Origin of the sequence: Nostoc sp. EspVER01 (genome assembly GCF_034530635.1) — a bacterium.
Taxonomy (GTDB): Bacteria; Cyanobacteriota; Cyanobacteriia; order Cyanobacteriales; family Nostocaceae; genus Nostoc.
In genome coordinates this window covers 18306-36228 of record NZ_JAVRCS010000037.1, presented here as the reverse complement: position 1 = coordinate 36228, position 17923 = coordinate 18306, and the positions used below count along the sequence as shown (strand labels likewise).

At 44.0% G+C, this 17923-nt stretch carries 15 protein-coding genes; 8 read left to right on the top strand and 7 right to left on the bottom strand.

The window, feature by feature from the left end; genetic code table 11:
* Positions 1-100: 100 nt before the first annotated feature.
* From RMX69_RS24095 to RMX69_RS24075, 5 genes are all read right to left on the bottom strand, one after another.
* Positions 101-1195: a serine/threonine-protein kinase gene (locus RMX69_RS24095; protein ID WP_322638935.1), complete on the bottom strand. Its 1095-nt coding sequence runs from the start codon at positions 1193-1195 to the stop codon at positions 101-103.
* 473 nt (positions 1196-1668) lie between these two features.
* Entirely contained in the window at positions 1669-2229 is a 561-nt protein-coding gene (locus RMX69_RS24090) for a hypothetical protein (protein WP_322638934.1), read from the bottom strand.
* Positions 2230-2356: 127 nt separating this feature from the next.
* The gene (locus RMX69_RS24085; protein ID WP_289797447.1) at positions 2357-3580 is read right to left on the bottom strand and encodes a type II secretion system F family protein; all 1224 of its coding nucleotides are present in this window, start codon (positions 3578-3580) and stop codon (positions 2357-2359) included.
* Between the two features lie 75 nt (positions 3581-3655).
* Entirely contained in the window at positions 3656-4783 is a 1128-nt protein-coding gene (locus RMX69_RS24080; RefSeq protein WP_322638933.1) for a type IV pilus twitching motility protein PilT, read from the bottom strand.
* A gap of 103 nt (positions 4784-4886) precedes the next feature.
* Positions 4887-6890: a GspE/PulE family protein gene (locus tag RMX69_RS24075; protein WP_322638932.1), complete on the bottom strand. Its 2004-nt coding sequence runs from the start codon at positions 6888-6890 to the stop codon at positions 4887-4889.
* A gap of 369 nt (positions 6891-7259) precedes the next feature.
* Here RMX69_RS24075 and grpE point away from each other — a divergent pair, with 369 nt between their 5' ends.
* Positions 7260-8006 carry a nucleotide exchange factor GrpE gene (gene grpE / locus RMX69_RS24070; protein WP_289797444.1) on the top strand — a complete coding sequence of 249 codons (747 nt, stop codon included), beginning with the start codon at positions 7260-7262 and terminating at the stop codon, positions 8004-8006.
* A gap of 227 nt (positions 8007-8233) precedes the next feature.
* Complete coding sequence (gene dnaK, locus RMX69_RS24065; RefSeq protein ID WP_289797443.1) at positions 8234-10192, top strand: molecular chaperone DnaK; 1959 nt, start codon at positions 8234-8236, stop codon at positions 10190-10192.
* Between the two features lie 254 nt (positions 10193-10446).
* Here the strand turns inward: dnaK and RMX69_RS24060 are convergent, their stop codons facing one another.
* On the bottom strand, positions 10447-10725 hold the full coding sequence (locus RMX69_RS24060; RefSeq protein WP_289797442.1) for a hypothetical protein: 279 nt from the start codon (positions 10723-10725) through the stop codon (positions 10447-10449).
* Between the two features lie 167 nt (positions 10726-10892).
* Between RMX69_RS24060 and dnaJ the strand changes: the two genes are divergently transcribed.
* The 6 genes from dnaJ (at position 10893) to RMX69_RS24030 (ending at position 17087) form a co-directional block, all read left to right on the top strand.
* Complete coding sequence (dnaJ, locus tag RMX69_RS24055) at positions 10893-12023, top strand: molecular chaperone DnaJ (RefSeq protein ID WP_094347888.1); 1131 nt, start codon at positions 10893-10895, stop codon at positions 12021-12023.
* Entirely contained in the window at positions 12023-12280 is a 258-nt protein-coding gene (locus RMX69_RS24050; RefSeq protein WP_289797440.1) for a sulfurtransferase TusA family protein, read from the top strand. The genes dnaJ and RMX69_RS24050 overlap by 1 nt, the downstream gene beginning before the upstream one ends.
* The gene (rsgA, locus tag RMX69_RS24045) at positions 12277-13491 is read left to right on the top strand and encodes a small ribosomal subunit biogenesis GTPase RsgA (protein ID WP_322638931.1); all 1215 of its coding nucleotides are present in this window, start codon (positions 12277-12279) and stop codon (positions 13489-13491) included. The genes RMX69_RS24050 and rsgA overlap by 4 nt, the downstream gene beginning before the upstream one ends.
* A 70-nt stretch (positions 13492-13561) precedes the next feature.
* On the top strand, positions 13562-14281 hold the full coding sequence (locus tag RMX69_RS24040; protein WP_289797438.1) for a Uma2 family endonuclease: 720 nt from the start codon (positions 13562-13564) through the stop codon (positions 14279-14281).
* Between the two features lie 43 nt (positions 14282-14324).
* Positions 14325-14894 carry a Uma2 family endonuclease gene (locus RMX69_RS24035; protein WP_289797437.1) on the top strand — a complete coding sequence of 190 codons (570 nt, stop codon included), beginning with the start codon at positions 14325-14327 and terminating at the stop codon, positions 14892-14894.
* Between the two features lie 603 nt (positions 14895-15497).
* On the top strand, positions 15498-17087 hold the full coding sequence (locus RMX69_RS24030) for a glycoside hydrolase family 57 protein (protein WP_289797436.1): 1590 nt from the start codon (positions 15498-15500) through the stop codon (positions 17085-17087).
* Positions 17088-17144: 57 nt separating this feature from the next.
* Here RMX69_RS24030 and RMX69_RS24025 read toward each other — a convergent pair whose 3' ends face one another.
* The gene (locus RMX69_RS24025) at positions 17145-17831 is read right to left on the bottom strand and encodes a Uma2 family endonuclease (RefSeq protein ID WP_322638930.1); all 687 of its coding nucleotides are present in this window, start codon (positions 17829-17831) and stop codon (positions 17145-17147) included.
* Positions 17832-17923 lie beyond the last annotated feature (92 nt).

Sequence of the window (17923 nt, the reverse complement as noted above, 5' to 3'; positions counted from 1 at the left end):
AGGTACACAAGCTAAGTCTGTTACCCAGGTATAAAGCGTGTTTTACTCCTGTTAGCGCAGCGGGGCGTAGCCCATTCTGAATTCTGAATTCTGCTGTATGTTATCTTGTTTCCTTGAATCTTGCTCTCCATTTCCGAATGGCACTAGCAGTTCTGGCTACAGGTGGCATGTATACATCATAATTTTCGTGTTGTGTAATTTCATGTTGTGTAATTTTATTTTGTGTAATTTCGTGTTGTGTAATACTTTTATTATTTAATTTTTGGGTAGTTAGACAGTTAGCCAAAGTAGGCAAATAACTTTCACTACTTAAAGCTTTCATCACATCATCGGCAGTCTTAAACCGATCCTCTAAGGTGATTTTCACCATTTTTCCTAAAATCTGGGCGAAACTTTTGCTGATATTTACCTGTTTTTGCCAAGATATTTCACCAGTATTTGGGTCGTAGTCCAATTCTAAAGGACTTTTAGCAGTCAACATATAAATACAAGTTACACCCAGTGCATAAATATCACTGGCATAAACTGGACGTAGAGAAAACTGTTCTGGTGGTGCAAATCCCCTAGTACCGATAAAGTTGGTATTTGCAGCTTGATTAATTGAGTTTTCACAAGCGTCAACTAATTTCTCTTTCACCGCACCAAAATCAATCAGCACTATGCGCCCATCATATTCACACCGCAATAAATTTTGAGGCTTAATATCCCGATGAATCACATGATGTTTATGAAGATACTGTAATACAGGTAATAATTCCTGTAAGAACTGCTTAACTGAGGCTTCACTTTTGGGCCCAGTTTGCCGCACTTCTCGCGCCAAAGTCAAACCCGGCACATATTCTTGAATTAAAAAGAACTCCCCATTTGCTTGAAAGTAGTCTAATAACATGGGAATTTGTGAATGACTACCGAGTTGCCCCAAAGTTCTTGCTTCTTTTTCAAAGCGCATACACGCCCTTTGCCAACTTTGGGGACTAGTCACTTTTGGACAAAGCTGTTTAATGACACATAGTGGATTCCCAGGTAATACGGCATTTTTGGCTAAAAAGGTCACACCAAAACCACCTCTACCTAAAATTTGCAGTATTTCATAGCGATCGCGAAATAGCTGTTTGGAACCACACATCTGACTCAACTGAGTTTGTTGTGAAATACTCTCTTGAGAATTCGTTGTTTTTTGAGGAAAACGATTCATTAGTATAAAATATCTGCTTTTAAATGTCTCTAATTTTATGACAATTCTTTATTGGCAACAGTAAGATTATTGAATCTTTGCCAAATCCTCATTACTCTTCAAAAAGTAACAATAAATTTTTGTAGAACTGGCCCTTTCACGGATGTGTAACGAGCTAATTTGTAGTTTGTTAGAGGTGAAAGTCTGTTGCGTGGCTACTTATAACAATTTTGTATGAAGATGCGCATAATAAAACCCCTCTAGTTTAGCAAAAGGGGAACGGCGTAGCCGGGGGTAAAAATATGTAGTTTCACGCTTAGTACATTTATAGAGATGCAAGTCTTTGCATTCTTACGTTCGCGGAGCGTCCCGCAGGGTGGGATGTTTTTTTGACTATACAGCAGATTTGAAACTAGTTAGGTACACAACGATTCGTCTGTTACCCAGGTATAAAGCGTATTTTACTTTTGAATTCTGAATTCTGCTGTAAGTACCTAAGCTGGTGGAGTTTGTGAAGAGAAAATATCTGTGAGATTCTCCTCAACCAGCAAATCTGGTGTTTGTATAATAAATGGGAGTTCGGCTCCCACAAGACCTCTTTGGATGCGTTCTAAAGTCTCACTAAAAACGATAAACAGAGGATATATAGCATTAGCTCCCTCACTCAAAATATGACTGTGACGGAGAGGCATCAACCACTCATAATCGTTGTCTAGATAAACTTGGGTTTGTCGCCAACGTCCTAACAAATCAGAAAAGTCTTCGTGAGCGCGATGAATAAAGACTAAAATTTCTGCTCCAGTTTTGATTTTCCACTCTGGATCGCACATCAAAATTGCCACATCACAGGGTAAGCAAATCGTTTGTGGGGCTGTTGTAGCAGGATTGCGAAGCCGGACAATTGGCAAAGGTATAGTGATGACACTTTCATCAGGACGGCGCAGACTGGGAATCATCTCCAAGTATGGCCGATATTGCTTTAGTAAGGCGATCGCAGCTAGATGATTGCTGTACTCTGCCAAACTTGCTTCGTACTGAGATTTTTGCACAGTCATAGTTTTTTAAATAGTGAGGAGTTAGGAGTTAGGAGTTAAGAATAAAATTAATCAGTTAGAAGCTAAAAGTTAGGAATAAAATTTTTAATTACTAACTCATAACTTCTAACTCTTAACTATTAGTCCTTTATCCCAGCTTTTCAAATACCGCAAACATCGGCAGATACATCGCTAGCAAAATGGTTCCCACCATTCCCCCTAGAACTACAATCATCACCGGTTCCAAAATACTGGTCATTGCTTTTACTGCTTGTTCGACTTCATCTTCATAGAAATCGGCAACTTTCATCAACATTGCATCTAATTCTCCAGTTTCTTCTCCGATGCTAATCATCTGAATTGCCATAGCCGGAAAAACGGCATCTTTTTGTAAAGCAATGCTAATCATGCCTCCTTGTTGAATCTCCATACGGGCTGCATCTATGGCATTAGCAATCACTTGGTTTCCTGATGTATCTCGGACAATTTCTAAGCAAGTTAAAATTGGTACACCTGAACGAGTCAAAGAACCAAAAGTCCGGCTAAAGCGGGCAACTGAAGATTTTTGAATTAAGTCACCAAACAATGGCATCTTGAGGGAAAAACGATCGATTGTGATGCGACCAACAGGAGTTTTACCGTATTGTGTAAAGGCAAATTTCAGTCCTATAAGAGCAGCAAGCAGGACGATAGCACCCGGACTTCTCAGAAATTTACTCGCATCCATCAAGAATTGCGTTAGAGGTGGTAATGTGATTCCAAGTTGTGTAAAAATTGTGGCGAAAATTGGAATAAGAAAAATAGTCATACCGAGAAAGATAGCAACTGCGATAAAACCTACGACCGTTGGATAAGACAGTGCTGATTTAATTTGGTTTTGTAAACGGGCAACATCTTCTAACAACTTAGCTAAACGATTTAATACTTCGTCTAGAACACCACCAACTTCACCAGCTTGAATCATACTTACGTATAATCCATCAAAACAGTCAGGATGCTTCCGCATTGCCTCGGAAAGATTCATTCCGCTTTGAACATCAGTACTAATCTCCACAAGAGCTTGTTTCAATTTAGTATTACTACACTGTTCGGAAAGCACCCCCAGACTTCTAACGATCGCAACTCCCGCATTCATCAAAACGGCAAATTGACGCGAAAAAACGGCTTTGTCTTTCACAGAAACCTTAACCAAGGAATTCTGGAAATTTTTGAAGGCAACATCTGGCTGAAATCCTTGAGATTGCTTGAGTTCTTGGATTACAAAACCTTGATCTCTGAGATTAGTCCGAGCTTGTACCAAGGATTCAGCAACAATTTTTTCTGTTCGAGATTTTCCTTGCGAATCCCGAACACGGGCAACGAAGTTTGGCATAAATAAATTCAAAATTCAAAATTCAAAATACTCAAGGGGATGAAATATTCTTCATCTCCCCTATCCCCCATTCTTTTAATGTGCTTTGGCAGCTGCACCGGGTTTAGCACCTGCTGCCTGTGGTGGTACAGAAGTACCGATGAGACGTTGAATTTCATCAGGCTTAGAAGTCTTAGACATCGCCGCTTCAAAAGAAATCGTTCCTGCTTTGTAAAAATCAGCTAAAACCTTCTCCAGGGTTTGCATTCCCAATTTGCCGCCAGTTTGAATCGCTGAGTAAATTTGAGATGTTTTGCCTTCTCGAATCAAGTTGGAAATAGCGGGAGTGACAATCAGAATTTCTTGAGCCATTACCCGACCATATTCATTGGGTTTAGGGTTTTTCTTGGACACTAAGGTTTGGCTAAATACCGCCACTAACGAGTTAGACAGTTGCACCCGCACTTGGGTTTGTCTTTCATGGGGGAAAACGTCAATAATCCGGTCAACCGTTTGTGCAGCGGAACTCGTGTGTAGCGTCCCAAATACCAAGTGTCCTGTTTCTGCTGCGGAAATCGCCAAGGAAATTGTTTCTAAATCGCGCATTTCCCCTACCAGAACAATATCTGGGTCTTCCCGCAAAGCTGCTTTCAAAGCATTAGCAAAGCTCTTAGTATCTTCACCCAGTTGCCGTTGGTGAACCAAGCTTTTAATTGGTTCGTAGACAAATTCAATTGGGTCTTCCACCGTCAAAATATGCTCTGCCTTGGTGCGGTTAATCAAGTCAATCATTGCCGCTAGGGTCGTTGTCTTACCAGAACCTGTAGGGCCTGTCACCAGAATTAGCCCTCTGGGCTTATCTGTCATTTCCCGCACGATATCTGGCAAACCTAACTTTTCAAAGTTAGGAATCTTAGAACTTAATGCCCGTAAACAAGCAGCATAAGAACCACGTTCTTTATAAACATTGACCCGAAAGCGAGCCAAACCCTTAACACCATAAGAACAATCTAACTCCCAGTTCTGCTCTAAGGTTTTACGCTGGGTGTTGTTGAGCATACTAAAAATCAGCCTTTGACACTGATCGGCTGTCAATACATGCTCACCTATAGGGGTAAGTTTGCCACTAATACGGAAGTAGGGAGGCAAACCTGCGGATAAGTGCATATCCGAGCCACCCAATTCAATCAACTGCTCCATCAAGTCTTCAATCATCATTTCCATAGTTCTGCTTCCTTTTAATGTTTTTTATTTGTCAGTTGTCAGTTGTTTAAAGTTATTAAGCATTCATCAATGACCAATGACTAATGACCAATGACTATTAGCCTTAAAACCGAGCTGTCATACAGTAAGGACAATCCAACCATTCTTGTTTCAATGTGGCATCGCAACTCCGACAGGTAAGACCAGTCTTGCGTTTGGCTTTTAACTCTGCTTCCAAGCCAGTATCAGTAAACGTCACTCGTTCTACTTCTTCTAAAGTGGTGGAACCTTCACGCACTAAGTCCAAACTGTAAGCCAGCAAGGTTTTCATGCCCTCTTCTATTGCCACTTCCTTGATGCGTTCTGTAGGTGCATCTTCGTTGATCAGAGTTTGCAGGTTTTCGGTGACTCGCATGACTTCATAAACACCACAACGCCCTTTGTAGCCGACACCATTACATTTTGGACAAAGGTGATTTTTGGCTTTGGCATCTGCGATCGCATCTAATGTCAAGGTGTTAGCTTTATAGAAGGTGACTCCCACATCAGAGGAAGCTGATAGACCATAACGACCCAATTCCTCGGTTGTGGGAGTGTAGGGAATACGACATTCAGAACATACACGCCGCACCAAACGTTGAGCTAAAACGCCAATCAGGGAACTAGAAACCATGAAAGGCTCAATCCCCATTTCTCCCAAACGAGCGATCGCTCCTGGGGCATCATTGGTATGTAAGGTAGTTAATACTAAGTGACCGGTCAAGGCAGCTTCAATCGCTGTTTTTGCCGTTTCCTTATCCCGCGTTTCACCCACCAGTAGCACATCTGGATCTTGCCGCAAGAAAGCCCGCAATGCAGTAGCAAAATCTAGCCCTTTTTCCCGAATCACCTGTACTTGAGTAATCCCTGGAAGACTGTACTCAATTGGGTCTTCTACGGTACTGATATTAATTCCGGGATCGTTCTTTTCAGAGAGTGCAGAATACAGCGAAGTTGTTTTTCCCGAACCAGTTGGCCCAGTTACCAAAATTAGCCCAAAGGGACGGCTAACCATATCCTTGACAATATTCAAAGTCTCTGGGTCGGTAATTAACTTATCTAATCCCAGTTGGGTAGAGGAGTTATCCAAAATCCGCAGTACCACCTTTTCCCCGTAGCGACTGGGCAAGGTATTCACCCGGAAGTCCACCTTACGTCCCTCAAACATCCGGCGGATACGTCCATCTTGGGGTAGACGGCGTTCAGCAATGTCTAGATTGGAGATGATTTTAAATCGGGCTGTCACCGCCGGGATGATTTTTTTCGGTAGGGGATCGAAAGCTTCGCGCAGTACCCCATCCTTCCGAAAGCGAATGCGTAAGTTTTCTTCTTGCGGTTCAATATGAATGTCAGAAACGCCCTCATGCAAGGCTTTAGCCAGGATTCTGTTGACTAGGTTGATGACTGGGGCATCCTCCGCACCCTTCATCGCTGCCCCTAAATCAGCCTCCATTTCTTCAGGAGCATCCGAAAGATCGAGATTTCCGAGGTTTTCTAAATCCTGATTAATATCTGTAAACTTTTCTTGTTCCAGGTGCTTCTGCTTAACAGCCATTTCATCCAAATATTGGTTGATTAGCTGCTGGTAATCTTCCTGGGTAATCACCATGCGCTGCAAGGCCAAACCTTGGGGGCGCAATATGCGGTTCAGGTCATCGGAAGCTTCTAGATTATCTGGAGCGACCATCGCCACTAAAACTGAGGGCGGGGTTTGGTCTTCGTGTTTCGACAGTGGTACTAAACGATGGCGACGGCAGATATCCACTGGGATGAGGGTTTCAATTAGGTTCCCCATCATCGTGTTGCCAACAGAATTGACTTCTGGATCGAGGAATTCAACTCCGTATAGTATTTTCAGTTCAAATAGTTGCTGTTTTTTGTATTGCCTGAGTAACTCAGGCGATAGTTGTTGCCCAGTAATTGACTCTAATACTTCCGTTAAGGGTCTGCCAGATTTGCGGCTTTCAATTAATGCCTGCCTCATCTGTTCGGTATTGACATAGCCAGATTGTACTAGCTTGTTGCCGAAGGGCGAAAACTCTGTTCTGGTAGTTAGAGCGGTACTGCGCCGTTGTGGTGACGAGTTCATAAATGAGCGAATGAGTAGGGGGAACCTCTGCTTAAAGTATTCCCCTACTGTGAGACAGAATTCTCATTTGCCAAAAAAGTCCTGAGTCACGTCGCTTTGCTCCGAATTCAAAATTCAAAATTCAAAATATTTTCAAATAAGATGAGGGGCGAGTCACATTCAGCGCTATTATTGCAAATTACTCGTTCGGGTTCCCGCCTTAGTGGTGTCTGGGCTAACGTGTTCACCATTTGTCACAATAAGAGGACGGTTATATCACTTCCAAGAACTTGTCGGCAATAAAATCAGCCTCAGTTGCAAGTCGTGGATGACGACGGTTGCAAGCTGTAGAGATACACTGCCATAAATAGCATCTGGAATGAATAGACAATGATCGATGAAAATAAACAGATAAACAATACAAGCCAGCAATTGGGTGAACCAACAGAGGTAAAGCAAGTAATGAAGAGTGACTTCCCAGCCCAAACTAATTTCAATGAATCTGGCAGCGAGGTGACAGAGCAAGTGGCAGCCCAAACAAATATATCAGGCGATACTGCTGTCAATTCAGAAAATAGCGTCGCTGCAACTGAAAAAACTGGAGTGGAAACAGCAGCTTTGGCAGAACTGACTCAACAAATCGAGTCCGTCAAAACGCAACTAGAAGAGCGTAGTACTCAATATATGCGGATTGCCGCTGATTTTGAGAATTACCGGAAACGCACTAGCAAAGAAAAAGAAGACCTAGAGTTACAGGTGAAGCGGAATACGATTTTGGAATTGCTACCAGTAGTCGATAATTTTGAGCGGGCGCGATCGCACCTCAAACCGCAATCTGATGGCGAAATGACCATGCACAAAAGTTACCAAGGCGTTTACAAACAATTAGTAGATAGCCTGAAGCGCTTGGGTGTATCACCAATGCGTCCCGAAGGTCAAGAATTCGATCCTAACCTGCACGAAGCAGTAATGCGGGAACCTACGGATGAACATCCTGAAGGAACAGTGTTAGAAGAGTTAGTGCGCGGATATTACTTGGGCGATCGCGTGCTACGCCATGCAATGGTCAAAGTAGCTGCTCCCAAGGAAGACACACCTTTTGCACCAGAAGATCAGTCGAGTTCAGCCAGCAGTTAAGCTGTAGTCGCTCGCCTCGCTGACCTCAAGTGCCTGGGTTATAGCAAGGACGAGCATCGCGTACCTCAAACTTGGACAAGGCTTTGGATAACTCTCTGTGTTTCAACTTCTTGATTGCTACCTGCAACAGGGGTTCCACAGACGTTATCCGCTAGCCTTTGTTCTTAGCAAAAAAGTTAGTCCGCGACATATTACAGCAGAAATATTCAGTAAAAATACTGGCAAATATGGGAAAAGTTATTGGGATCGACTTAGGCACTACTAACAGTTGCGTCGCAGTTTTGGAGGGTGGTCAACCACTTGTGATCTCCAATTCTGAAGGGGGACGAACTACTCCAAGTATTGTGGGATTTGGGAAGAGTGGCGATCGCTTGGTTGGTCAATTGGCAAAGCGCCAAGCCGTAACCAATGCTGAAAACACAATTTACAGTATTAAACGATTCATCGGGCGGCGTTGGGAAGATACTGAAATAGAACGCGATCGCGTCCCCTACAACTGTATCAAAGGTCGAGACGAGACCGTTGATGTCCAAATTCGCTCAAAAAATTACACGCCACAAGAATTATCCGCGATGATCCTGCAAAAGCTGAAGCAGGATGCGGAAAACTTTTTGGGTGAGGAGGTTACTCAAGCAGTGATCACCGTACCAGCATATTTCACAGATGCCCAAAGACAAGCAACTAAAGATGCTGGCACAATTGCAGGTTTAGAAGTCCTACGAATCATTAATGAACCAACAGCTGCGGCTTTAGCTTTCGGATTGGAAAAGCAAGACCAAGAGCAGCTAATTTTAGTATTTGACTTGGGAGGCGGTACTTTTGACGTATCGATCCTGCAACTTGGGGATGGCGTTTTTGAAGTGAAGGCGACTTGTGGTAACAACCACTTGGGTGGAGACGACTTTGATAATGCGATCGTCCTTTGGATGATGGAACGTTTCCAAGAACAAGAGAAAATCGACCTTTCCAAAGACAAAATGGCACTGCAACGCTTGCGGGAAGCTGCGGAAAAGGCAAAAATTGAACTCTCCAGTATGGTGAGTACCTCCATCAACTTGCCATTTATCACAGCGGATGACACCGGGCCAAAGCATCTGGAGATGGAACTCAGCCGCTCGAAATTTGAAGAACTCGCCGCGAAATTAATTGAAGCGACCATCGAACCACTAATCCAATCGCTCAAAGATGCGGATCTCAAACCAGAAGCCATAGATCGGATTATTTTGGTAGGTGGTTCTACCCGTATTCCCGCAGTCCAAAACGCCCTAATTAAGTTTTTCAACGGCAAAGCTCCCGATCGCTCCATTAACCCTGACGAAGCTGTAGCATTGGGAGCTGCTATTCAAGCAGGTGTATTGGGTGGCGAAGTCGATAATCTTTTACTATTGGATGTGACCCCTCTGTCCTTGGGAATTGAAACTTTAGGTGAAGTGTTCACCAAAATCATTGAACGCAACACCACAATTCCTACGAGTCGGTCACAAGTTTTTTCCACCGCAGTTGATGGACAAACCTCAGTGGAAATTCACATCCTCCAAGGTGAACGAGCGATGTCACGAGATAACAAAAGTCTCGGCAAGTTTTTGCTAGCAGGAATTCCCCCATCTCCCCGTGGCGTACCGCAAATTGAAGTATCCTTTGAAATCGATGTCAACGGCATCCTGAAGGTTTCTGCTCAAGATAAAGGTACAGGTAGAGAACAGAGTATCAGGATTACCAATACAGGTGGTTTGAGTAGCAACGAAGTCGAACGGATGCGTCAAGAGGCCGAACTGTTTGCCGAAGAAGATAGAAGACGTAAAGAACTGGTTGAACTCAAAAACCAAGCAGATAATTTGTTGTTCAGTTATGAATCCACCATCAAGGATAATAGCAACTTTATCGGCGACCAGATGAAAACCTTGGCCAGTGAAAAAGTTGAACAACTCCAAGCAGCAATGATTGACTCCAGCATTTCCACAGTGGAATTTAAGCAGCGCTTAGACGACTTCCAACAAACCTTGTTTGCAATTGGTGCTGATGTTTACAATCGAGCTAACAGCCAAACTGATGAGATTGAGGGGGGTTCATCTGGTCACTTTACCCCAGAAGTAGACTCACCAATGAATGGGACGCTAATACCACAATTCAATTTTGATTTTGACGAAGAAAGTACCGCTCAGGCTGATTATGAGGCGATAGATTAGGGGTTGGGCATCCCTTCTCTGCGAGACGCTACGCGTAGCTTGCTTCCCTGGAGGGGTACGGCTTCGCTCAGGGCAAGTGGGTATTGGGTATAAGAGGCAGAGGGGCAGAGGGGAAAAACTTACTGCAACTTCTCCTCTGCTCCCACTCCCTAAATTGAAAATTTTTATTAAGACATTTTAATATATCTAAATATTTAGCGAAGTTTCACAAGACCCCAGCGGTTTGCTAGATTGTAGAAGCAAATTACTTTGGGCTAGGCAATGTGCAAGTTCAGAGCCACTTCCATTGCATAAGGGTGGTTTTCCACACCTAATGGTGCGGCTAGCCCCTCTGGTTGATGGGCGAGGTTTTCCTCTCCTACGTAGCACAATTGTAAAAGAGACAGCCGACTCGGCAGTGAGAAGTCTGAGCAGAGGCTTCCCCTGTTCCTAACTTCTATAGCTTTTGTCGTCTCCCACGAGGAAAGCATCTGTTGCTCAAGATTTGTCGGTGATTTTTGTAAAAGGTAAAGGGTAAAATCAATTATTAACAAAAATTAATTTTATCTTCTGCCTGCCTTCCGGCAAGCCACCCTCTAACAGGATAATGTGTTGCTCTTGCATATCTGTAAGCAAAATACTTATCCATAGAGTAGCAAGTGACCGTGAATGACGTTCTACTGACTTCTGCTTTCTTCCTTCTAACTTTTACCTTTGCTATATGGCCCGCGACTATTATGAAATCCTGGGTGTCTCTCGTGACACTGACAAAGAAGAAATCAAACAAGCCTATCGCCGTCTAGCCCGGAAGTATCACCCAGATGTGAACAAAGAACCGGGGGCGGAGGATCGCTTTAAAGAAATTAACCGCGCTTATGAGGTACTCTCAGAACCCGAAACCCGCGCTCGTTACGATCGCTTTGGTCCAGAGGGTGTATCGGGTGCTGCTGGCGCGGGCTTTCAAGATGTCGGCGATATGGGTGGTTTTGCCGATATCTTTGAAAGCATTTTTAGTGGCTTTGCTGGCGGTATGGGTAATCCCACCCAACAAAGACGCCGCAGTGGACCTGCGAGGGGTGATGACCTGCGGCTAGACCTGAAGTTAGACTTTCGGGAAGCGATATTTGGCGGCGAAAAAGAAATTCGCATTTCCCATCTAGAAAATTGTGAAGTTTGTAGCGGTTCTGGTGCTAAACCTGGAACCCGCCCTCGGACTTGTTCGACTTGTGGCGGTTCGGCTCAAGTACGCCGTGTGACTAGAACACCCTTTGGCAGTTTCACCCAAGTCTCAACTTGTCCCACCTGTAATGGAACAGGGATGGTAATTGAAGATAAGTGTGACGCGTGTGATGGTAAGGGCGCAAATCAAGTTACAAAGAAACTCAAAATTACCATTCCAGCTGGGGTGGATAATGGCACACGTTTGCGGATTTCTAGTGAAGGAGATGCTGGTCAACGTAGTGGCCCTCCTGGGGATTTATACGTTTACTTGTTCGTGAATGAGGATGAGGAATTCCAACGGGATGGGATTAATATTCTCTCGGAAATCAAAGTTAGCTACCTGCAAGCGATTTTAGGTTGTCGGTTAGAGGTAGACACAGTAGATGGCCCAGTAGAACTAATTATTCCAGCTGGAACTCAGCCGAATACAGTGATGAAGTTGGAAAATCGCGGCGTACCCCGCTTGGGTAATCCCGTAAGTCGTGGGGATCATATGCTGAACGTATTAATTGATATTCCCAATAAAATCACCCCAGAGGAGAGGGAACTGCTGGAGAAGCTAGCTAAAATTAAGGGCGATCGCACTGGTAAAGGCGGTCTAGAAGGATTCTTGGGAAATTTATTTAAGTGATGATGCCCTCTTCTGTTTTAACTCCCGATGCTCAACTTGATTTACGCGGCACCCCTTGCCCGATTAATTTCGTGCGGACAAAACTACGTCTGGAGAAAATGCCATTGGGAGGTTTGCTAGAAGTCTGGTTAGACCCTGGTGAGCCGATTGAGCAGGTTCCTGATAGTTTGACAATGGCAGGTTATCAGGTGGAACAAATTACAGACTGTACTGGTTATTTTTCTCTGTTAGTGCGCCGTCCAGTTGCTAGCCAATGACAGGGGAAATTTGTGACGCAACTGGACAGTTATTGGGTACGGTGGTGGCTGTACAGGCTAATTTTTACCGAGTACAACTGGATCAAGAGGCAGGGGAGCAGAGGAGCGGCACTTCTCTACGAGAGGCTTCTCTTTCAGAGACGCTAACGCGAACGCCAACGGCTACGCCCTTCGGCTACGCTCAGGACAAGCTCAGTGAGCGGGGAGCAGAGGAGAAACTGGATTTAAATGCCTCTTTGCCCTCGCCTCCTCTGCTGCTTTGTACTCGGCGAACACGTCTGAAAAAAATTGGACAACAGGTGATGGTAGGCGATCGCGTTGTGGTAGAAGAACCAGATTGGGCTGGGGGACGGGGTGCGATCGCTGATGTCTTACCCCGTCAAAGCGAATTAGATCGTCCCGCGATCGCCAATGTGAACCAAATTCTCTTGGTATTTGCCGTTGCCGATCCACCTTTGGAACCTTATCAACTAAGTCGATTTCTGATTAAGGCTGAGTCTACTGGTTTGGATGTGCTTTTATGTTTGAATAAAAGTGATTTAATTTCATCGCAGGAACAACAACAAGTTAGCGATCACCTGCTCGGTTGGGGTTATGAACCAATATTTATCAGCGTTAAAGATGGTATCAATACTGACCAAGCAGCCAAATACCTGAGCAATAAAATTACCGTCATTGCTGGGCCTTCCGGCGTTGGTAAATCCAGCTTGATTAATACGCTGATTGACTCTGCAAAGCTGCGAGTCGGAGAAGTTTCTGGTAAACTGGCTCGTGGTCGTCATACCACTCGCCATATAGAATTATTTGAGTTGCCTAGCGGTGGTTTACTGGCAGACACTCCCGGTTTTAATCAGCCGGACATGGATTGTGTACCAGAAGAATTAATCCATTATTTCCCAGAAGCCAGAAAGCGGTTAGCAGTTGCTAGCTGTCGCTTTAGTGATTGTCTGCATCGAGATGAGCCTGAGTGTGTGGTGCGGGGAGAGTGGGAACGATATGAACATTATTTAGAATTTTTGGATGCTGCGATCGCTCATCAAACTCAGCTGCACCAACAAGCCGATCCAGAATCTACCATGAAGTTAAAAAGCAAAAGCAAAGGCAAAGGGCAGAGTCAATACGAACCCAAGCTAGAAAGTAAAAAATATCGCCGGATTTCCCGAAAGACTCAGTTACAGGACTTGCAAGAGTTATATCGGGATGAGGAATAAGGAGTGTGAGCGCATTTCTATGCAAAGGTTGGTCACGATAGCATAGATACAAACATAAAAACTATCTTCTATGTCTCAGCCCCTTGCTGCCACCCCTAGTTTAGAAGATGTCACTGAGAGTATAATTTTCCCACCAGGTGATATCTATAGTGACGAACCCCCATTGGAATCTGACTTACACCGCGAACAAATAGATTTACTTATCCGTCTGATTAAATGGTGGTGGCGCGATCGTCAGGATTTTTATGCTACGGGCAATCTGACAATCTACTTCAGTCCCAACCAGAAAAAGTCAGAAGAATTTCGAGGCCCTGATTTCTTTGTGGTTTTAGATGCAGAAAAAAAAGACCGCAAAAGCTGGGTTGTATGGCAAGAAGACGGCAAATACCCCAATGTGATTATTGAGCTATTATCTAATTCCACTGCCTCGGTTGATAAAGGTTTGAAAAAACAAATCTACCAAAATACATTTCGCACTCCAGATTACTTTTGGTTTGACCCAAACAACCTAGAATTACAGGGATTTCACTTAGTTGATGGGCAATATCAAGACCTTGTACCCACTGAGTCAGGTTGGTTGTGGAGTCAGCAGTTAGGGCTGTATTTGGCAGTATATTTGGGCAAATTACGCTTTTTTACACCAGATAAGCAGTTGGTGATGTTGCCAGAAGAAGAAGCAAATCAACAGTTAGAGCAAGCAAACCAACAACTAGAACAAGAACGTCAACGGGCTGCAATCTTGGCAGAACGCTTACGAGCCGCAGGTATTGATCCTGAGCAAATATTCTAAAAATAGAATTTTATCTCTAAACCAGGTATAGGAAAATAATGCTATGAACCAAACAATATCTGATCAAGTCCGTTGGACAACCTCAGACTTAGAATTACTCACAACTGACGAATGGAAGCGCTATGAGATTATTGACGGAGAGCTATTTGTGACTAGAGCGCCTCACTGGAAACATCAAGGGACTGCGGGCAATATATGCTTAGAATTACAACTTTGGTCTCGCTCTAGTGGGCTAGGGGAAACCCGTCAAACTCCCGGCATAATTTTTACAGAAGCCGATAATGTCATACCCGATGTAGTTTGGATTAGTCATGAGCGTTTAGCACAATTACTAGATGAAGAAGGGCATTTGAGAGGAGCGCCAGAACTCATTGTGGAAGTGCTTTCTCCTGGGACAACTAACGAACGTCGAGATCGAGAAGCCAAGCTGAAACTATACTCATCCACAGGAGTCCAAGAATATTGGATTGCAAATTGGCAATTACAGCAACTAGAAGTTTATCGCCGAGAAGCTGCCCAATTAAAACTGATCGCAACCTTGTTGGCTGATGACGAAATCACATCACCATTGTTACCAGGCTTCGGCGTTCGAGTTCAGCGTTTTTTTGGATAATTCTGGCGTAGGCGTAGCCCAACCTAGGCATAGCTCATCAAACTCAGCTGCACCAACAAGCTAGGCAAAGGTCAGAGTCAGTACAAACCCAAGTTAGAAAGTAAAAAATACTGCCAGATTTCTCAGAAGACTCAAGTTATAAATGACGTTTTTTTAAACCAACGTGAGTCTCCTATATAAGCGCACATTAAGCCAGAATATTGCCGGGAGAAGAAGCAAACCCGCAATTGAGTTAAGTCGGTGATCAAAATTCAATATATGTGAAGAAATATAAACTTGAAGTAGGGTGTGTTACGCCGTAGGCTAATGCACCTTGAATTGTTGAGGTGAGTTAGGTGAAAAATTGACAGAACGCCTACGAGCCAAAGGTCTTGTACCGGAATAAATATTTTCAGTGCAGGATTATACAATAAACAAATAGGCAGATTTTACAACTAGTTAACAACAAAAGGCGATGGAGGCATAACAAATGTTGTGCCCTCACAAGCACTGTAATTAACTCAATTGAAAACTATTCTTACGATCCCCATAAAGTCTTAAAATATTGTTAATTTCAGCCAAACCTCTCGACCTTCAACTTACAAGTATCACCCCAAAATCACTATGGCTATCGGCTACGTCGCGCTTGTACTCCACGCACATCTACCCTTCGTTCGTCACCCGGAAAGTGACTACGTGCTGGAGGAAGAATGGCTCTATGAAGCCATCACAGAAACCTACATCCCCTTATTGAAAGTATTTGAAGGCTTAAAGCGAGACGGTATCGACTTTAAAATCACGATGAGTATGACACCCCCTTTAGTGTCGATGCTCCGCGATCCTTTGCTTCAAGAACGCTACGAAGCCCACTTAGCCCAACTAGAAGAACTCATAGCACTAGAAGCAGAACATAATGTCAACAACGGGCATCTTCGTTATTTAGCCGAGCATTACATTACTGAGTTTAGCGAAGCGCGTCAGCTATGGGAACGCTACGGCGGGGACTTGGTGACAGCTTTTAAGAAGTTCCAAGACAGTAACAACCTGGAAATCATCACTTGCGGCGCTACTCACGGCTATTTACCGTTGATGAAAATGTATCCGCAAGCAGTGTGGGCGCAAATTCAGGTAGCCTGCGAACATTACGAACAAACTTTTGGAAAAGCACCCAGAGGCATTTGGTTGCCGGAATGTGCCTACTATGAAGGTTTAGAGCGGATGCTAGCCGATGCTGGGTTACGCTACTTCCTTACTGATGGGCATGGCATTCTTTACGCCCGTCCCCGTCCGCGCTTTGGCACTTATGCCCCAATTTATACGGAAACTGGTGTTGCTGTCTTCGGTCGAGATCATGAATCCTCCCAACAGGTATGGTCTTCTGAGGTGGGCTATCCTGGAGCGGCGGAATACCGAGAATTTTACAAAGATTTGGGTTGGGAAGCAGAATATGAGTACATCAAGCCCTACATCATGCCCAATGGTCAGCGGAAAAATACGGGCATTAAGTATCACAAAATTACGGGTCGTGGCTTAGGTCTATCAGATAAGGCGCTCTACGATCCTTATTGGGCTAGAGAAAAAGCAGCAGAACATGCTGATAACTTTATGTATAACCGAGAGAGGCAATCTGAGCATCTCTATGGTATAATGCAACGCCCGCCAATTATCGTTTCGCCTTATGACGCAGAGTTATTTGGACATTGGTGGTATGAAGGCCCCTGGTTCATCGATTACCTATTCCGCAAATCGTGGTATGACCAAAAAACATATCAAATGACCCATTTAGCAGACTATTTGCGAGATCAGCCAACTCAGCAAGTGTGTCGTCCTTCGCAGTCGAGTTGGGGTTTCAAGGGTTTCCATGAGTATTGGTTGAATGAAACGAACGCCTGGGTTTATCCGCATTTGCACAAAGCTGCTGAACGGATGATTGAAATCTCGCAACTGGAACCAGAGGATGAGTTGGGGTGGAGAGCATTAAACCAAGCAGCGCGGGAATTATTATTAGCACAATCTTCCGACTGGGCATTTATTATGCGGACGGGAACGATGGTACCCTATGCAGTTAGACGGACGCGATCGCACCTAATGCGGTTTAATAAGCTCTATGAAGACGTTAAAGTTGGCAAAATTGATAGTGGTTGGCTGGAAAAAGTCGAGTTAATGGATAATATCTTCCCCGAAATCAACTATCGCGTCTACCGTCCGCTATAGTCTCACAAAAAATAATTAACAGCAGTAGGGTGGGCATTGCTCACCCTATATTATTAGCTAAAGGCTATCTGGATCAATATTTAATTCTCGGAGTTTAGCAGCTAATCTTTGCGCTTTCTCTTCTGCGGCTTGTCGTGCAAATGCTTCTTCTTCATGAGTTAGCAGCGTTTGACTGGTAGTTGGATTGTAAAAACGCAGTTTTTCTGCTTCTAGGCGTAACTCTAGCCCCAAAACTTCACTGGGTAGGGATACTGTACCATCTGGCAGGGTATTGGCTGACACTGGGAAATAATTACCATCGACCAAGTGTAAACCCTGGAGTTGGGGATTGAGATAATCGCCTGTAGGATCATATTGGAAATATTCACGCACTCCCAGAAAGGCGTAAATTCCTTTCTTTGCACCTTGGTCTTTGCTACGGGTGGCTTTTGAGGTAATTTCTAGGACAAAATCTGGGGTTTGATTATTTTCTTCCCAGGTTTTGTAAGAGCGTCTGTCACGGTTTTCCACTTCAAATACCACAAATACATCTGGTGCGACAACCGATTCTGGATAACCTATTTCGTAGTAAATAAATACATTACCAGCGACGTATACATCTAGGTGATTTTGGAAATAAATCTGTAGCGTATTTATTCCATAAGCCAAGTAACTGAACTGGATATCTCCTTCAGCCAGCGGCTTACCATCCTCATCTGGATACTCAATCGGGGTAACGGGGATATACTCTGCTGAGGCTGTCATGAGTAGTACCTCAACTCAACTAGGGCTAGATTAAATACTATCGTTCAAAATTCTATCGCCATGACTTGAAGGCTGTGAAATCACCAAAAATT

Excerpts from the sequence above, each read along its gene's own strand:
- RMX69_RS24095 (WP_322638935.1), bottom strand. The coding sequence starts at position 1,195 with ATGAATCGTTTTCCTCAAAAAACAACGAATTCTCAAGAGAGTATTTCA.
- RMX69_RS24090 (WP_322638934.1), bottom strand. The coding sequence starts at position 2,229 with ATGACTGTGCAAAAATCTCAGTACGAAGCAAGTTTGGCAGAGTACAGC.
- RMX69_RS24085 (WP_289797447.1), bottom strand. The coding sequence starts at position 3,580 with ATGCCAAACTTCGTTGCCCGTGTTCGGGATTCGCAAGGAAAATCTCGA.
- RMX69_RS24080 (WP_322638933.1), bottom strand. The coding sequence starts at position 4,783 with ATGGAAATGATGATTGAAGACTTGATGGAGCAGTTGATTGAATTGGGT.
- RMX69_RS24075 (WP_322638932.1), bottom strand. The coding sequence starts at position 6,890 with ATGAACTCGTCACCACAACGGCGCAGTACCGCTCTAACTACCAGAACA.
- grpE (WP_289797444.1), top strand. The coding sequence starts at position 7,260 with ATGATCGATGAAAATAAACAGATAAACAATACAAGCCAGCAATTGGGT.
- dnaK (WP_289797443.1), top strand. The coding sequence starts at position 8,234 with ATGGGAAAAGTTATTGGGATCGACTTAGGCACTACTAACAGTTGCGTC.
- dnaJ (WP_094347888.1), top strand. The coding sequence starts at position 10,893 with ATGGCCCGCGACTATTATGAAATCCTGGGTGTCTCTCGTGACACTGAC.
- RMX69_RS24050 (WP_289797440.1), top strand. The coding sequence starts at position 12,023 with ATGATGCCCTCTTCTGTTTTAACTCCCGATGCTCAACTTGATTTACGC.
- rsgA (WP_322638931.1), top strand. The coding sequence starts at position 12,277 with ATGACAGGGGAAATTTGTGACGCAACTGGACAGTTATTGGGTACGGTG.
- RMX69_RS24040 (WP_289797438.1), top strand. The coding sequence starts at position 13,562 with ATGTCTCAGCCCCTTGCTGCCACCCCTAGTTTAGAAGATGTCACTGAG.
- RMX69_RS24035 (WP_289797437.1), top strand. The coding sequence starts at position 14,325 with ATGAACCAAACAATATCTGATCAAGTCCGTTGGACAACCTCAGACTTA.
- RMX69_RS24030 (WP_289797436.1), top strand. The coding sequence starts at position 15,498 with ATGGCTATCGGCTACGTCGCGCTTGTACTCCACGCACATCTACCCTTC.
- RMX69_RS24025 (WP_322638930.1), bottom strand. The coding sequence starts at position 17,831 with ATGACAGCCTCAGCAGAGTATATCCCCGTTACCCCGATTGAGTATCCA.